Source organism: Mycobacterium sp. IDUB_24, assembly GCF_055419385.1.
The window spans coordinates 437,631-454,081 of the sequence record NZ_JBVAXO010000003.1 but is presented as its reverse complement, the minus strand read 5'-3'; the positions used below and the strand labels follow the sequence as shown (position 1 = coordinate 454,081).

The 16,451-nt window shown below is 69.0% G+C and carries 7 protein-coding genes; 6 read left to right on the top strand and 1 reads right to left on the bottom strand.

What is annotated here, in order from left to right:
* The gene (locus ACZYZF_RS14615; protein ID WP_463836082.1) at positions 1–5,208 is read left to right on the top strand and encodes a type I polyketide synthase; all 5,208 of its coding nucleotides are present in this window, start codon (positions 1–3) and stop codon (positions 5,206–5,208) included.
* Here the strand turns inward: ACZYZF_RS14615 and ACZYZF_RS14610 are convergent.
* Positions 5,165–6,847, bottom strand: coding sequence for a (2,3-dihydroxybenzoyl)adenylate synthase (locus ACZYZF_RS14610; protein ID WP_463836080.1), 1,683 nt, complete (start codon positions 6,845–6,847; stop codon positions 5,165–5,167). The two genes, ACZYZF_RS14615 and ACZYZF_RS14610, sit on opposite strands and share 44 nt — an antisense overlap.
* 94 nt (positions 6,848–6,941) lie before the next feature.
* On the opposite strand from ACZYZF_RS14610, the gene ACZYZF_RS14605 reads away from it, so the two are divergent.
* The 5 genes from ACZYZF_RS14605 to mbtD all read left to right on the top strand — a co-directional run bounded on the left by ACZYZF_RS14605 (position 6,942) and on the right by mbtD (position 16,451).
* The gene (locus ACZYZF_RS14605; RefSeq protein ID WP_463836078.1) at positions 6,942–10,526 is read left to right on the top strand and encodes a non-ribosomal peptide synthetase; all 3,585 of its coding nucleotides are present in this window, start codon (positions 6,942–6,944) and stop codon (positions 10,524–10,526) included.
* A gap of 61 nt (positions 10,527–10,587) precedes the next feature.
* A complete protein-coding gene (locus ACZYZF_RS14600) occupies positions 10,588–11,346 on the top strand; it encodes an AMP-binding protein (RefSeq protein ID WP_463747641.1) in 759 nt (252 codons plus the stop codon).
* Positions 11,343–12,089, top strand: a complete 747-nt coding sequence (locus ACZYZF_RS14595) for a thioesterase II family protein (RefSeq protein WP_463747642.1) — start codon at positions 11,343–11,345, stop codon at positions 12,087–12,089. The genes ACZYZF_RS14600 and ACZYZF_RS14595 overlap by 4 nt, the downstream gene beginning before the upstream one ends.
* On the top strand, positions 12,079–13,416 hold the full coding sequence (locus ACZYZF_RS14590) for a beta-ketoacyl [acyl carrier protein] synthase domain-containing protein (protein ID WP_463836076.1): 1,338 nt from the start codon (positions 12,079–12,081) through the stop codon (positions 13,414–13,416). The genes ACZYZF_RS14595 and ACZYZF_RS14590 overlap by 11 nt, the downstream gene beginning before the upstream one ends.
* The gene (gene mbtD, locus ACZYZF_RS14585; protein ID WP_463836074.1) at positions 13,413–16,451 is read left to right on the top strand and encodes a mycobactin polyketide synthase MbtD; all 3,039 of its coding nucleotides are present in this window, start codon (positions 13,413–13,415) and stop codon (positions 16,449–16,451) included. The genes ACZYZF_RS14590 and mbtD overlap by 4 nt, the downstream gene beginning before the upstream one ends.

Below are 16,451 nucleotides of genomic sequence, written 5' to 3'. Positions count from 1 at the left end.
ATGGCACCTGAGGCCTCGACTCCGGAACCTGTCGCCGTCATCGGACTGGGCTGCCGGGTAGCCGGCAGCGTCACCACGCCCGCGGATTTCTGGAGCTTCCTGCTCGAAGGGCGCAGCAACGTCAGCGAGGTCCCCGCCGAGCGGTGGGAGCCCTATCTGCGGCGTGACCCGCGCAATGCCGCGGTGCTGCGTGAGGTCACCCGGCTCGGGACCTTCCTCGACGATCTGGCCGGCTTCGACGCCGAGTTCTTCGGTGTTTCGCCGCGTGAAGCCGAGGTGATGGACCCCCAGCAGCGGATGGCGCTCGAAGTCAGCTGGGAGGCGCTCGAACACGCCGGGGTGTCGCCCCGAATGCTGGCCGGCAGCGACACCGCCGTGCTGATGGGCGTCAACTCCGACGACTACGGCAAATTGATCATGGAAGACCTGCCCGGGATCGATGCCTGGACAGGTATCGGAACCTCGCTGTGTGGCATCGCCAACCGGGTCTCGCATCTGCTCGATCTGCGGGGCCCGAGCGTGGCGCTCGACGCAGCGTGTGCGGCCTCGCTGGTCGCGGTACACCAGGCCTGCCAGATGCTGCGGGCCGGCGAGACGTCGCTGGCGCTGGCCGGTGGCGTCAGCGCGTTGATCGGTCCGGGCCTCACCCGAGTGCTGGACGAGGCCGGGGCCACCGCCCCCGACGGCCGCTGCAAGACCTTCGATGCCGCAGCGGACGGTTACGGGCGCGGTGAAGGCGCCGGTGTCGTCGTCCTCAAGCGGCTTGCTGATGCCCAGCGCGACGGTGACCGCATTCTGGCCGTGGTGCGCGGCGGTGCCACTGCGCAGGATGGCCGCACCGTGGGCATCATGTCTCCCAACGGCGCCGCCCAGGCCGACATGTTCCGGCTCGCCTGCCGAATGTCGGGGGTTGACCCCGCCGGCATCGGGTATATCGAGGCGCACGGAACCGGAACTCCCACAGGCGATCCCACTGAGGTCGGTGCCCTGGCCGAGGTGTACGGCGCCGGGCGTACCGAGGTGGACCGGTGCCGCATCGGGTCGGTCAAACCGAACATCGGCCACCTCGAGGGTGGTGCCGGGGTGATGGGCCTGATCAAGACAGTCCTGGCGCTGCACCACGAGACGATCCCGCCCACGGCAGGGCTGCGCCAACTCACCGGTGCGGTGGACTGGGCCAACACCGGGCTGCGGGTGCCCACCGAGGCCGAGTCGTGGGCCCGTACGGACACTCCACGTCAGGCCGCGGTGTGCAGTTACGGCTATGGCGGCACGATCGCGCACATCCTGCTCGAAGAAGCCCCGGTATCTCTGGATCCGTTGGAGCGCAGGCCCTCCGGTCCGCTGATCGTTCCGCTCTCCGCGCGTTCCGGACAACGGTTGGCCCGCCAGGCCGAAGTGCTGGCAGATCACCTGCGGGCCGGTCACCAGGACGTGGCGCCGGTGGCTGCCACCCTGTGGGCCCGGCGTACTCACGAACCGGTGCGGGCCGCGGTGGTCGCCGAGCACCGGCATGAGTTGATCGCCGGCCTCGACACGTTGGCCCGGGGCGAATCCGGCGGGGGTCTGGTCACCGGCGCAGTGCCGGGCGGGCAGGCGCGGGACGCGGTATGGGTGTTCTCCGGACACGGTTCACACTGGGCCGGTATGGGTCGCGAGTTGCTCAGCGCCGAACCAACTTTCGCCCGCGTCATCGACGAGGTCGACGAGGTGTTCGGGCCCGAACTCGGGTTCTCTGCCCGTTCTGCGCTGGGCAGCGAAGATCTCGGTGGCACCGACCGGATCCAGGCGTTGACCTTCGCGATGCAGGTCGGACTGGCCGCGGTGTTGCGGGAGCGGGGGGTCCGGCCCGCCGCGGTGATCGGGCACTCGGTCGGTGAGGTCGCGGCATGCGTTGTCTCCGGAGTGTTCGACCTGCGCCAGGGCGCAGCGGTGGCGTGCTACCGGGCCCGCGGCTTCCGGGCCGTGATGGGTTGCGGTGCCATGGCTTTGGTGCGGCTGCCGTTCGACCAGGCTCAGGAGCGGCTGGCCGGCCGCGCCGACGTGGTGGCGGCCATCAGTGCATCGACAGAATCCTGCGTCATCTCGGGTCTCACCGAGGCGGTCGAGGAGGTGTGTGAAGCGTGGGCGGAGGATGGCGTCGTAGTACGCCGGGTGAACACCGACGTGGCGTTCCACAGCCCCGCGATGGATGACCTGACCGGTGCCCTGGCAGAGAGCGTCGCCGGCCTTCATCCGCCGTGCGATGCGGCAATCCCGCTCTACACCACGGCGTTGACCGATCCGCGTTCCACGGCGCCGCGCGACGCCGACTACTGGGTGCAGAACCTGCGCGGGCAGGTCCGGTTCGCCGAGGCCGTCACGGCCGCCGCCGAGGACGGACACCGACTGTTCCTCGAAGTGTCCGCACATCCGGTGGTGTCGCACTCCATCGTCGAAACCCTGCTGCACCTGGGTATGGACGAGCATGCCGTCATCCCGCTGCTGCGGCGTAACGCCCCCGAGTCGCCCGCCGTCACCACGGCCATCGCCACCCTGTACTGCCACGGTGCCGATGTCGAACATGGTGTCGCCCAGGCTGACCCGTGGGACGCCGACTTGCCGGTCACCCAATGGCAGCACCGCCGGTTCTGGCGGGTGCCCACCGCGGCGTCCGGCGGGAGTGCGGTCCACGACACCACCAGTCACACGTTGCTGGGCGGACGCACCGACGTGGCCGGAACCGTCTCCACCCGGATGTGGCAGACCCGGCTGGACTTCGACACCCGGCCCTACCCGGGAGACCATCCGGTGCAAGGCACCGAGATCGTTCCTGCCGCCGTGCTGCTCAACACTTTCCTGACGGCAGCCGGCGCGGGCGCCGTATTGACTTCTGGCGCGGGCGCCGTATTGACTTCTGGCGCGGGCGCCGTATTGACAGAGGTGCGGCTGCGCACGCCGGTGGCCCCGGCCCGCGCGCGTGACCTTCAGGTGGTGCTGCAGGACCGCGAGTTGACCCTGGCCTCCCGGTTGGCGGATGCTGCCGGGGATCAGGACGGCGGATGGCTGACACACAGCAGTGCGGTGGTCACCCGTGCTGAAGTAGACGAGAACGTCGACCCGCCCATCGACCTGGCCGCGGCGGTGACGCGTTGCCCCGAGAACCTGGCGCCGCGGCACGTGATCGACACCCTTGCCGAGTTGGGCGTCGCTGCCATGGGATTCGATTGGGACATCAAGGATCTGCGCCGCGGCGACGGTGAACTGCTGGCCCGGGTAAGTTCCGAGTCCGATGGTGGGCAGCCCCGAACGTGGGCATCGCTGGTGGACGCGGCGACCTCGGCGGCCTCGACGAGCTTCGACGGCCCGCCGCGGCTGCGCATGCCTGCCCGCATCGAACGGGTGCAGGTGCACGCCGCACCGCCGGCCACCGCGATGCTGTCGGTCCGGCGTCGGCCCGGGACCACCACCACCGATGTGGTGATCGCCGATGAATCCGGATCGGTGCTGCTGTCGATCGGCGGGATGACCTTTGAGGAACTCGAGAACCCTGGGCGCGAAAGGTCAGCCGCCGACACCCACCGGATCGTGCACCGGATGGCATGGCATCCGGTGTCGGCCCGCGATGAGCGAGTGCCCAGCGGGGTGGTGTTGGTCGGCGGTGACGTCGACCGGCTGGAAGCCGCCGTCGATGACCTGAGTGCCGCCGGGGTGCCCTACCGAGCGGTCGAAGATCCCGCCGAGCTGGAGTCGATCGTCGAAAGCGGCGTGTTACCAGCAGAACTCGGCGATTCCGCGGTGCTGCTCGTGTTGCCCCGCGATGATGACTCACCCGAGGGCGCCGTCGAGCTGGTGACCAGGACGCTGACGGTGCAGCAGCAACTGGGCGTGTCCGCGCGACTGTGGGCACTCACCGTCGGCGTCCACGAGGGAGCAAACCTGACCCATGCACCACTGTGGGGGCTGGGCCGGGTCGCCGCCGCCGAGCATCCGCAGCTGTGGGGCGGTGTCCTGGATGTGGCTGACGGGCGCCTGCCGTTGACAGCACTGGGATCGTTGGCCGGACACGGCGTTTTGGTGGTCCGAGACGGAGTGGCCCTGGCTGCTCGTCTCGCGGCGTCGGGCTCGGCTCCCGCCACGCAGGTCAACCCGATGCGATGCACGCCCGGCGGCACCTACCTGATCACCGGTGGCACCGGCGTGCTGGGTTTGAAGATGGCCCAGCGCCTTGCCGATCTCGGCGCCCGCCGGCTCGTGCTGCTGTCGCGGTCGGGTCTGGGGGACCGCTCGTCGTGGGTGGACAACCAGCAGTCGGCTGCGGTCCGCGCGGTCACCGCACTGGAGGAGCGCGGCGTGTCGGTGACCGTCGCCGCAGTCGACATAGGGGCCGCCGGATCGGCCGATGCCCTGCGGGATCTGCTGCGTCCGTTGCCGCAGGTGCGCGGAGTGATCCATGCCGCCGGCGTGGAAGCCGGTGCGCTGCTGATGAATACGACGTCCGATGAGTTCGCCGCGGCCATGCATCCCAAGGTGCACGGCACCCTGGTCCTGCACGAGGTGTTCCCACCAGAACAACTCGACTGGATGGTGCTGTTCTCCTCGTGTGGCTATCTGGCTGGTTTCCCCGGCCAGGGTGCCTATGGCTGCGCCAACTCGTTCCTCGATGTGATGGCCCGGCACCGGCGCGGACTGGGGGACCGCACCACAGCCGTTGCCTGGACCGCGTGGCGCGGAATGGGGATGGGCTCGGCATCGGAATTCGTCGCGGCACAGCTCGATGCGCTCGGCATGGGGATGGTCGGCGCCGACGACGCGCTCCGCGCGCTCGATCTGGCGATGCGCGAAGACATGGCCAACGTCGTGGTGCTGCCGGTCCTACCGGCCGCCGCCGCGGTGCCGATTCTGGTGGACGTGGCGCCCGAAGAGGAACCCGACGATGATCTGTCGTCATCGACCGCGGGGGAGTACGACCCCGACCAGCTGGCCGCCCACGTATTGACCGCGGTGGCAAGCCAATTGGGCCTGGCAGAGGCGGACGTGAACGTCGACCTGCCGTTGGTGGAATTGGGTGTCGACTCGATCATGACGGTGCGGCTGCGGCGCCAACTGGAGAAGCAGACCGGGCTGTCGCTGCCGCCGACCCTGCTCTGGGAGCATCCCACCGCCGCGGCCGTCACGGCCAGGATCATCGAGCTGATGGCCCCGGCGGTGGAGTGCGAAGTTCGGTGATCGCGGCGATGAGTTTCTTCTTGTCCACCTTGCCCACCGCGGTGGTGGGCAGCGCCGGCATCGGAAGCAGCACATCCGGCCGGGCATGGGCCGATGTGCCGCGCTGATCGAGAAACTCGTTGAGCTGAACGAGAGTGACCGGAGCGCCCTTGAAAACAACTGCGGCACAGATCTTCTCACCCAGGTAGTCGTCGGGCAGCGCTACTGCCGCGGCCGCGTAGACCGCGGGGTGGGTCAGCAGGTGATCCTCGAGGTCGGTGGCTGACACCGTCTCCCCGCCGCGGTGGATGACGTCCTTGATCCGGCCGGTCACCTCGACGTAGCCGGCCCGCGGCCCGTCGTGGAAGATCCGGACCCGGTCGCCGGTGCGGAAGAAGCCGTCGGGGCTGAAGGACCGGGCATTGGCCTCCTCGGCGCGGTAGTAGCCGTTGAGGGTGTACGGTCCGCGCACCAGCAGCTCACCCTCTTGCCCGGGGGCGACCTCGTGGCCGTCCTCGTCGACCACGCGCATCTCGTCATGTGGCGACATCGGCCGGCCCTGGGTGTGCTCCACCACGTCCACCGGATCGCCCGGCCGGGTGAAATTCAGCATCCCTTCGGCCATTCCGAAGATCTGCTGCAGGCCCGAGCTCAGGCCCTGGTGCACGAAACGGGCCTCTTCCGGGGACATCCGTGATCCGCCCACCTGGACCACCCGCAGCGACGTCGGCAGGACCGGTTCCCAGTCGCAGGCCTGGGCCCACAGCTTGGCCAGGGCGTTGACGAGGCCGGTCACGGTGACGCCGTGGGTGTTGATCAGGGCGAACGCCGATTCGGGACTGGGGTCGTCGGTGTAGACCGTCGTCGCCCCGACCGTCATGGAGCCGAGCAGGCCGGGGCAGGCGAGCGGGAAATTGTGGCCGGCGGGCAAGACCGCCAGATAGACGTCGTCGTGCACCATTTCGCAGGCCTGGGCGCAGGCCGCGGCGTTGTAGGCGTAGTCGTCATGGGTGCGTGGGATGAGCTTCGGCAGGCCGGTGGTCCCGCCGGATACCAGCAGTACGGCAGGACCGCTGGTGTCGATGGTGATGTTCGGTGGTTTCGGGTCGTCGAAATCCTTGAGGGCGGACCAGGATTGGAAGGATCCGGGATCGCCGTCGACGAGGATGTGGCGCAACCGGGGATGCTCGGCGGCGAGTTGGGCAGCCAGGTCGCGGTGGTCGAATCCGGCGATGATGTCGGGGATCACGAGTCCGACTGCGCCGCTGACCTCGGCGAAATGGCCGAGTTCGGCAGACCGGTGACCGGGCAGGCACAGCACCGGGACCACCCCCGCGCGAAGCAAACCGAAAGTGGCGACGGCGAATTCACGAGTGTTGGGAAGCTGTACCAGGACACGGTCGCCGGGGGAGATGCCGCGGTGGGCCAGTGCCGCACCGATCCGGTCGGCGAGGGCGTCGAGTTCGGCGAAGGTGTGGCCGCCGGTGGCGTCGATGACGGCCGGCTTGTCTGGCCAGCGCTGCGCGGCCTCGCGCAGGATGCTGTCCAGTGGTTTGCCCTGCCAGTAGCCGGCCCGGCGGTACACCTCGGCACGGTCCTCGGGGAACCCCGTGAATCCGTTTGCCAGTTCGTCCTGTTCACGGTCAAAACCGGTGGTCATGGGTGTTCTGGCTCCCGTCGGGTGAGTGTGTCGGCAGATCGAATATAGGGTAACCTCCACTAAGTTAGGGCAGCCTTTACTAATTGTTAGGAGGATGGTGAGCGTGCTGGCGACGAGTTCCCAGACGGTCCGCGACGAGGTCGCCGAACTCCTGGGGGTCAGCCCCGACGCCGTCGATCCCGACGCGGACCTGATTGCCTCCGGGCTCGATTCGATCCGGATGATGTCGCTGTCCGGCCGCTGGCGTAAGCAGGGCATCAACGTCGGATTCGCCGCCCTGGCAGCCAATCCCACCGTCGCCGCCTGGATCGAGCTGGTCGCCGAGCACGCTCCTGATGCGCCCGCCGAAGCGTCCGTGCCGGACACCCCCGGCGAGGAAGGCGAGACCTTCGCGTTGGCGCCCATCCAGCACGCTTTCTGGGTGGGACGAAACCACGATCAGCAGCTCGGCGGTGTCGGTGCTCATCTCTACGTCGAATTCGACGGCGCCGGCGTCGACCCGCAACGGCTGCAGTCCGCAGCGGCGAAGCTGGCTGCACGCCACCCCATGCTGCGGGTCGAGATCCTGCCCGACGGCACCCAGCGGATCGGCAATCGGCCGCTGCCAGTTACCGTCTACGACCTACGAGACCTGGATGAGGCTGCGGCACAAGCGCAGTTGGAGATGATCAGGGAATCCAAGTCCCATCAGATGCTGCACGACGAGGTGCTCCAGCTCAGCCTGTCGCTGCTGCCCGGAGAGCGCACGCGTCTCCATGTCGATATGGACATGCAGTGCGGGGACGCGGTGAGTTACCGCAATTTCATGGCTGATCTGGCCGTGTTCTACCGCGGCGCCGACCTGCCCGATCTCAGCTACACCTACCGCGAATACCGGGCCCAGCTGACCGCCTCGGCGCCGCCGCCGTCGCAGGAGGACGTGAAGTGGTGGGCCGAGCGGGTGCCCGATCTGCCGGACCCGCCTGCGCTGCCACTGGTTCCGCTGCCCGATCAGCGCAACCCGCACCGCAGCATCCGGCTCTGGGAAACCCTCGACGTGCCGACCCGCGACGCATTGTTCGCGGCGGCACATCGGCGCGGCATCACTCCGGCCATGGCGGTCGGAGCGTCGTACGCCAATGCGCTGGCGCACTGGTCGACGCAGTCCAGGTTCCTGCTCAACCTGCCGATGTTCGGCAGGGAGCCTTATCACCCCGATGTGGACAAGCTGGTCGGTGACTTCACGTCCTCGCTGTTGCTCGACATCGACCTGACCGGAGCCGACACGGCCGTGAAGCGGGCCCGGGTGGTCCAGGAGACGCTGCACGCCACGGCCGCGCATTCCTCGGTGTCCGGCCTCGATGTGCTGCGCGACGTGAGCCGCCACCGCGGCAGCCAGACGCTGGCCACCATCGTCTACACCAGTGCGCTGGGCCTGGGTGATCTGTTCGCCGGTGATGTCACCGACCACTTCGGCGCGCCGGTGTGGACCATTTCGCAGGGGCCGCAGGTGCTCATCGATGCTCAGGCGACGCCGCTCGCCGACGGCCTGATGATCAATTGGGACGTCCGCATCGAGGCGTTCCGGCCTGGAGTGGCCGAGGCCATGTTCGCCTACCATCTGGACGAACTACGCCGACTGGCCGCCGATGACGCGGCCTGGGATGCCGCGGACCCGCCGGCCGCCTCCGCCCAACAGCGCCAGGTGCGGGCCGAGTTGAACGCTTCGGCATCGACACCCAGCGGTGATCTCCTGCACACCGGTTTCCTCGCGAATGCCGACGCCACCCCCCACGCACCCGCGGTGTACTGCAGCGCAGGCGATCTCACCTATGGCGAGCTCCGCGACAAGGTGCTGACCGTGGCCGCCGCCTTGCAATCCCGGGGAGTGTGCCGGGGCGAGGTGGTCGCGGTGCTGGGCCCCAAGAGCGTCGAACAGGTCATCGCGTTGCTGGCCATCTCGATGGTCGGCGCCGCGTATCTGCCGGTCGGTGTCGACCAGCCCGCCGATCGGGCCGCGCGCATCCTGCACACCGGCGGCGTCGACTTCGTCCTGATCTGTGGATCGGGGTCCGAGCATCCCGAATTGCCGCACCTCACCGTTGCCGATGCCGAGATCATCGGTGATCCGGCGCATTTCGAGCCCGTGGGCCTCACCCCGGACGATCTGGCGTACGTGTTGTTCACGTCGGGCTCCACCGGCGAGCCCAAGGGTGTCGAGGTCACCCACGACGCGGCGATGAACACCATCGAATTCATCAACGACCATTTCGAGATCGGACCGGCCGATCGGTGCCTGGCGTTGTCGCACCTGGAATGCGACCTGTCGGTCATCGACGTCTACGGGACGCTGCGCTCAGGTGGCTCGCTGGTCGTCGTCGACGAGGAGCACCGCCGCGTTCCGGATGTCTGGGTCAAGCTCATCGATGAGCATCAGGTCACGGTCCTGCACTTCCTGACCGGATGGCTGGAGATGCTCGTCGCCGCCGGCGGAGCCGGCGCATCTGGCACAGCCGGCGGAGCCGGCGCATCTGGCACAGCCGGCGGAGCCGGCGCATCTGGCACGGCCACCTATGGCGGTTCGCTTTCCTCCCTGCGGGTGGTTCCCACCGGCGGCGACTGGGTGCGTCCGGACCTGGTGCGGGCGCTGCGCGCCGCGGCGCCGCGGGTCCGCTTCGCGGGCCTCGGCGGGGCAACCGAGACCGCGACCCACAACACCATCTTCGAAGTCGGATTCGGTGACGACGCCCTGCCCTCGCACTGGACGTCGGTGCCGTTCGGTGTCCCGCTCTCCAACAACTGCTGTCGCGTGGTCGACACACGGGGCGAGGACTGCCCCGACTGGGTGCCGGGTGAGCTGTGGGTCGGCGGGCGCGGCGTCGCCCGCGGGTATCGCGGGCGCCCTGATCTGACCGCCGACCGGTTCGTCGAGCACGACGGCCGCCGCTGGTACCGCACCGGGGACCTGGTTCGGTCGTGGCCCGACGGCACGCTGGAATTCGTCGGGCGGGCTGACGACCGGATCAAGGTGAGCGGCTTCCGTATCGAGTTGGGCGAGGTCGAGGGCGCCTTGCGCCGCGTCCCCGGCGTGGACGCGGCCGTTGCGGTGCTGGTACCGGTCGACGGCGGCCACGATCTGCTCGGAGCGGTGGTCCGTGCGGATCTGAACCAGAACCACCTGACTCCTGAGTCGGTGGGAGCGGCGCTGGCCGAGCTGGTGCCGGCGCACATGATCCCGCAGGTGCTGCTGGTCGCCGACGAAATTCCCTACGCCAGGGGCAAGACCGACCGCGCGGCGGCAGTCCGGCTGCTCTCGGCGGTCGGCGCCCCCGAGACCAGGGGCTATCAGGCGCCGTCGGGCCCGCTGGAAACGGCCCTGTGCGCGATCGTCGGGGACGTTCTCAAGCGGTCCGGCGTCGGGGTCGACGACGATTTCTTCGCCCTCGGCGGTGACTCGGTGCTGGGTACGCAGCTGGTGGCCCGGATCCGGGACTGGCTGGACACCTCGACCGTGATGGTCGCCGATGTCTTCGCGGCGCGAACGGTCGCGAAGATGGCCGCGTTGCTGGCGGGCCGGGAGGCGGGCTCGGACCGCCTGCAGATGGTGTCCGAGCTGTATCTGGAGGTCACAGGTATGGACAGCGCCGATGTGGCCACCGAGTTGGCACGCACGTCCCCAGAACCGGCGTTGGGCAACTAAGGTTAGAGTAACTTCAGTTAGGGCAGGCTTTGCTTATCGTCAGGAGGTCGTTGTGGACGCCGTGAGTCGCACGACTACGCAGACCGGGCACGCAGTGGCGACCGAACCGCTGCACCAGGGGTTCTTCGCGCACGCGCAGGCCGCACCCGACGACATCGCGGTGGTCGGTCCGACCACCCGCTGGACCTACCGGCAACTGCGTGAGCAGGCGGTGTCGGTGTCCGGTGCGCTCGCCGTGGCCGGTGTGCGCGTCGGTGACCGGGTCGCCGTCGTCGGCCCGACCGGCCTGGACACGGTGATCGCCACGCTGGGGATCCTGGCGGCAGGCGGTGTCTGTGTGCCGGTCGACTCTGCCGATCCGGTCGAGCCGGTCCTGGACCACGCGGGTGTGCGGATGGCGCTGTTCACCGGCGACGGGCCGCCCAACTGGCTGCCTGCGCTCACCGTCTCCGAGGCGTTGCGGATCGGAGAGCGCACCTGCGGCGTCGCGCCGGTCTGCTCCGAGCCGCGTGAACCCGCCTTCCTGGCATCGCTCGACGAGGCCGGATATGCAGTGGTGACTCACGCCGCGGCCCACGATGCCGTGGTGGAACTCGGCGCCCGGCTCGGCGTGACCGGCGATGACCGCATCGGCGCGTTCTCTGCGGCGGGCGCTGCGGCTCCGATCCTCATGATGCTGGTGGCACTGACCGCGGGCGCAGCCGTCGTGGTTGCCGATGATGCGCCGCGGCGCAACCTCGAGCGGGGCATGAACGGCTTCGCCCTCGCTGTGCGGCATCGGGGTGCGGTGGCTGCTCTCGACACCGCCGTGCCATCGTGACCGGGGCGGATACCCAGATCACCGCCAAACCCTGGGTGAAGCGCTACCCAGGGGCCGAAAGCGCAACAGCCACACTGGTATTCCCGCACGCCGGCGGAGCGGCGCTGGCCTACCGCGGATTCGGGATGGCGCTGGCCGCGGCCGGGTCCGACGCCTATGTCATGCAATACCCGCAGCGTGGCGACCGGTTGTCGCATCCGGCCGCGCCCACGGTGGGCGATCTCGCCGAAGATCTGTTCAACGCGGCTGACTGGGCGGGCGTCGAATCGATACGGCTGTTCGGACATTGCATGGGGGCGGTGGTGGCCTTCGAATTCGCGCGGATCGCGGAACGCAACGGCGTGGCGATCGATGCCCTGTGGGTGTCGGCCAGCGAGGCGCCGTCGGCGGTGGCGGCTGCGCCCGCACTGCCCATGGCGGAGTCCGAGATCCTCGCCGAGATGGTCGATCTCGGCGGCACCGATGAGGCACTGCTGGCCGACGACGATTTCGTCGAACTGCTGCTGACGGCGGTGCGGGCCGACTACGCGGCATTCAACCGGTACTCGTGCGCGGCCGACGTGACGATCGCCGCCGACATCTACGCCCTGGGCGGCGACCGTGACCACCGAATCAGTGAGGACATGTTGCGGCGCTGGGAATCTCATACGACCGGCGCCTTCACGTGCTCGATGTTCGACGGCGGGCATTTCTACCTCAACTCCCAGCTTGAGGATGTGGCGGAGCTCGTGAATGAGCTCTAGCCGCCGGCTTCCCGGGCCTGACAGCGCCGATCCGGTGGTGATCGTGGGGATGGCGCTGGAGGCACCCGGCGGAATCGACACCGCCGACGACTACTGGTCGCTGCTGACCGAGCAACGTGAAGCGCTCGGCCGATTTCCCGCCGACCGCGGTTGGTCGGTGCGCGACCTGTTCGACGGTTCGCGCCGCGACGGGTTCAAACGTATCCACGACTTGGGCGGATTCCTCTCCAGCGCAGCGACATTCGATCCTGCCTTTTTCGGGATCTCACCGCGAGAAGCGGTGGCGATGGATCCGCAGCAGCGCATCGGACTGCGTATCGCGTGGCGTGCACTGGAGAACAGCGGCATCAACCCCGACGACCTTGCCGGGCACGACGTGGGATGTTATGTCGGTGCATCGGGCCTGGAGTACGGGCCGGCCCTCTCCGAGTTCTCCCACCACAGCGGACATCTGATCACCGGCACCTCGTTGGGCGTCATCTCCGGGCGGATCGCCTACACGCTGGATCTGTGTGGCCCGGCACTGACCATCGACACCTCGTGCTCGTCGGCGTTGACGGCGTTCCACACCGCCGTGGCGGCGGTGCGGGCCGGGGACTGCGACATGGCGTTGACCGGCGGTGTGTGCGTGATGGGCACACCGGGGTACTTCGTCGAGTTCTCCAAACAGCACGCGCTGTCCGATGACGGGCACTGCCGGCCCTACAGCGCGCACGCCAGTGGCACGGTGTGGGCCGAAGGGGCGGCGATGTTTGTGCTGCAACGTAAATCGGCGGCCGCACGGGACGGTCGGCGCATCCTGGCCGAGGTTCGCGCGACTGCGGTGAACCAGGACGGCCGGACCACCGGTCTGACGGCGCCCAGCGGCGCCGCCCAGCAGCGGTTGTTCGCCAAGGCGATCGAGCAGGCGGCCGTGCGCCCAGAGGATGTCGGCTTGATCGAGGGGCACGGCACCGGAACCCGGCTCGGAGATCGCACCGAACTGCGTTCCCTGGCACAGACTTACGGAGCCACCGCGCCAGGGGCCGGCGCCTTGTTGGGGTCGGTGAAATCCAACGTCGGGCACTCCCAGGCCGCCGCGGGCGGGCTGGGACTGGCCAAAGTCATCCTCGCTGCCGAGCATGCCTCCATCCCGGCCACCCTGCACGTCGACGAGGTGAGCCGGGAGATCGACTGGGACAGTCAGGGTTTGCGGCTGGCCACCAAGCAGATCCAGTGGCCGGCGGTCAACGGGCAACGCATCGGAGCGGTGTCGGCCTTCGGGATGAGCGGCACCAACGCACACGCGATCGTTGCGGTGCCCGATGTTCCCGGAGCCGCCGCATGAGCGAAGCTTGCGAGCGAATCGTGCTGCCTGAGGGTGAAGCCGGCGTCCTGCCCGACGCTCGGACGCCGGTCCTGCTCAGCGCGCACGCCGAGGATCTGATCGCCACCGACGCCGCGGCCATCCTGCGCTATCTGGACTCGCGTCCCGAGGTGAGCGCAGCCGACGTCGCCGCCACCCTGCGGACCACCCGGCGCCTGCGCCGCCATCGCGCCGTGGTCCGGGCCGACGACCGCGAAGAACTCGCCGCGGGCCTGCGTGCGTTGGCCGAGGGCGCCGACCATCCGTTGGTCACCCGCGCGCAGGGCGGGGCGCAGGCACCGGGTTCCGGTGCCCGCATCGCCTTCGTGTTTCCCGGGCAGGGCAGCCAGTGGCCGTCGATGGGCGTGCAGGCCTACGAGCTGCTGCCGGCCTACCGGGCCGAGGTCGACCAGTGCGCCGCGGAGTTCCAGGCCGCCGGTGCCAGGTCCCCGCTGGATTACCTACTGGCCGAGCCGGATTCGGGCGCGGTCACCAATGATTTCTCCCAGGTGCAGATCCAGGGCGCTCAGTTCGTCCACGGCGTGGCATTGGCCCGGGTCTGGCGGTCCTGTGGTGTGCTGCCCGATATCACCGTCGGTCACAGTCTCGGCGAGATCGGGGCCGCGTATGTGGCCGGCACCATCACGCTGTCCGACGCGGTGGCCGTGGTGATCGCCCGTGCGACCGTACTGGACCGGTTGACCGGTCCCTACCGGGTCGCGGTGCTCGGGATCACCCCCGACGACGCGTCGAAAGTGGTTGCCGAGACACCGGGCTGGCTGGAACTGTCGGTGGTGAACTCGCGGTCATCGGTCGCGGTGTCGGGGGATACGGATGCGGTGGCCGCGGCGGTGGCCACCGTCACCGGCCGCGGATCGTTCGCCAAGGAGATCGAGATGTGGTTCCCGGCGCACACCACTGCGCTGGACGGGTCGCGCGGCGAGCTCGAATCGCTTCTTCCCGTGGCACAATTCAGTGAATCGCCAGTGCAATTCGTCGGCTCGGCCACCGCAGACGTCGTCGAGGCCGGCGCCGGATTCGCCGACTACTGGTACACCAACCTGCGCAGCACCGTGCGCTTCGACCGGGCCATCGAAACGGCGGCGCGGCGCGGTGCCCGGATCTTCGTCGAACTTTCCGCGCATCCGGCACTACTGTTCGCCATGGGCGACCTGCTCGACGACGCTGCCGAACTCACCGGCGGTCCGGCGGTAATAGTGGGATCGGGCCGGCGCGACGAACCGATCACCGAGCGGCTCAGCACCAACATCATCTCCGTCGCGATGGCGGACTCCGGCTACCGCTGGGATGACCTCCCCAACCACACGCCGGCCCTGTTGCGCGACTTCCCCTTCGCTCCGATGCGGGCCGAGCACCTCTGGGCGACACCGCAACCACTGCCTCCGGTCGCGGGGCTGACCGTGGCCGTCGAGCATTGGGAGGAGCGGACCCGTAGCGACGCACCGCCCGGACAGCGTCGGGTCGCCGTGCTCGATCTGGCGGCCGGCCAAGGGCCCGCCGCGGCGTTGGAACGTGCGCTCGAAGAGGTTGTCGGGACCACCGCGGTTGCTCCCGACGATGCCGACCTGCTGATCGTGGTCGCACCGGTGTCGGAGCAGGCCGATGCAGTGGCCGCGGCAGAAACCTTGAGCCGCCGCGTGGACGAGGGTCTGCTCGGCTACGCCCGGGCGATCACGCCGGATACCCGCGACGTGTGGCTGGTCACTGTCGGTGGCGAACAAACCGGCGGCGAAACGCAGGGTCCACGGCCCGAGGCGGCTGCGCTGGCCGCGGTGCACCGCAGCATGAGCTACGAACACCCGGACCAGACCTTCCGTCACCTGGACCTGGCCGAGCCGGCCCCCGACCTCGCCGCCGCCGTGACAGCGATCACCGCCATGCTGACCGATGCCGATCACATCGCGCTGCGGGACAACGGTTCCGGAACCACGGTGTGGCACCGAGGGATGCGCGATGACACTTCCGACGCCCGGTCCTGGACCGCCGAATCGGGGATGTTCGAAGAGGTGGTCATCACCGGCGGAGCCGGGGCGGTGGGCCTGCACTATGCCCGTCACCTGGCCGAGCAGGGGGCCCGGCGCATCGTGCTGCTCAGCCGCAGCGGCCTCGATGACGCGCAGGTCGCCTCGCTGGCCACCCACGGCACCGAGATCGTCGCTCCCCGCTGCGATCTCACCGACCCGGCACAGATTGCTGCAACCGTCGCCGAACTGGCGGTCGGCCCGGCGTCGCTGGTGATCCACGCAGCCGCGTCCGCCATCATTGCCCCGGGAAACGAGCTGACCGGTGCGACGGTGCGAGATACCTTCGCGGCCAAGGTGAGCGGGCTGGCCAATCTGACGGCGGCCTGGCCGATGCGCCCCGATGCCCGAATCGTGTTGTGCTCCTCGGTTTCCGGCCTGTGGGGTGGATACGGTCACGCCGCCTACTCGGCGGCCAACCGACTGCTCGATGCCCTCGGCAGGCAGCTGCGCGAACAGGGCAGGTACTGCACCTCGGTGCGGTGGGGACTGTGGCCGGGAGACGGCATCATCGATTCCGGTGAGATCAGCCGGGTTGAGCGGTCCGGCCTGCGGGCCATGGCGTCCGACCTTGCGGTGGAGGCCGGCCTGCGTGACTACCCGGCGGATCCGCTGGTGTTCGCAGCCGACGCCGAGCGGCTGCAGACCTTCCTCGGCGCGGCGGCTCAATCCGGTCGCCTCGGCGACACCGCCGAGGCTCCGCAAGACGACGTCGCCGAGACCGCCGATGCCACCGGCGCGATGCAGATCGCTTTGGGGGCCGTGCTGAAGCTCGACGACACCACCGCACTGGATCTCGACACGTCGCTGCTGGATCTCGGCGTCGACTCCCTGTTGGCGATCGACCTGCGCAAGAAGCTCAAGAAGGCCACCGGCCGTGCAGTGCCGCTGGCCACCATCCTCGGTGGCGCCACCGCCGCCGAATTGATCGAGCAGTTGGAAAGACCTGAAAAGGAAGCATTTTCGCGTGACTGA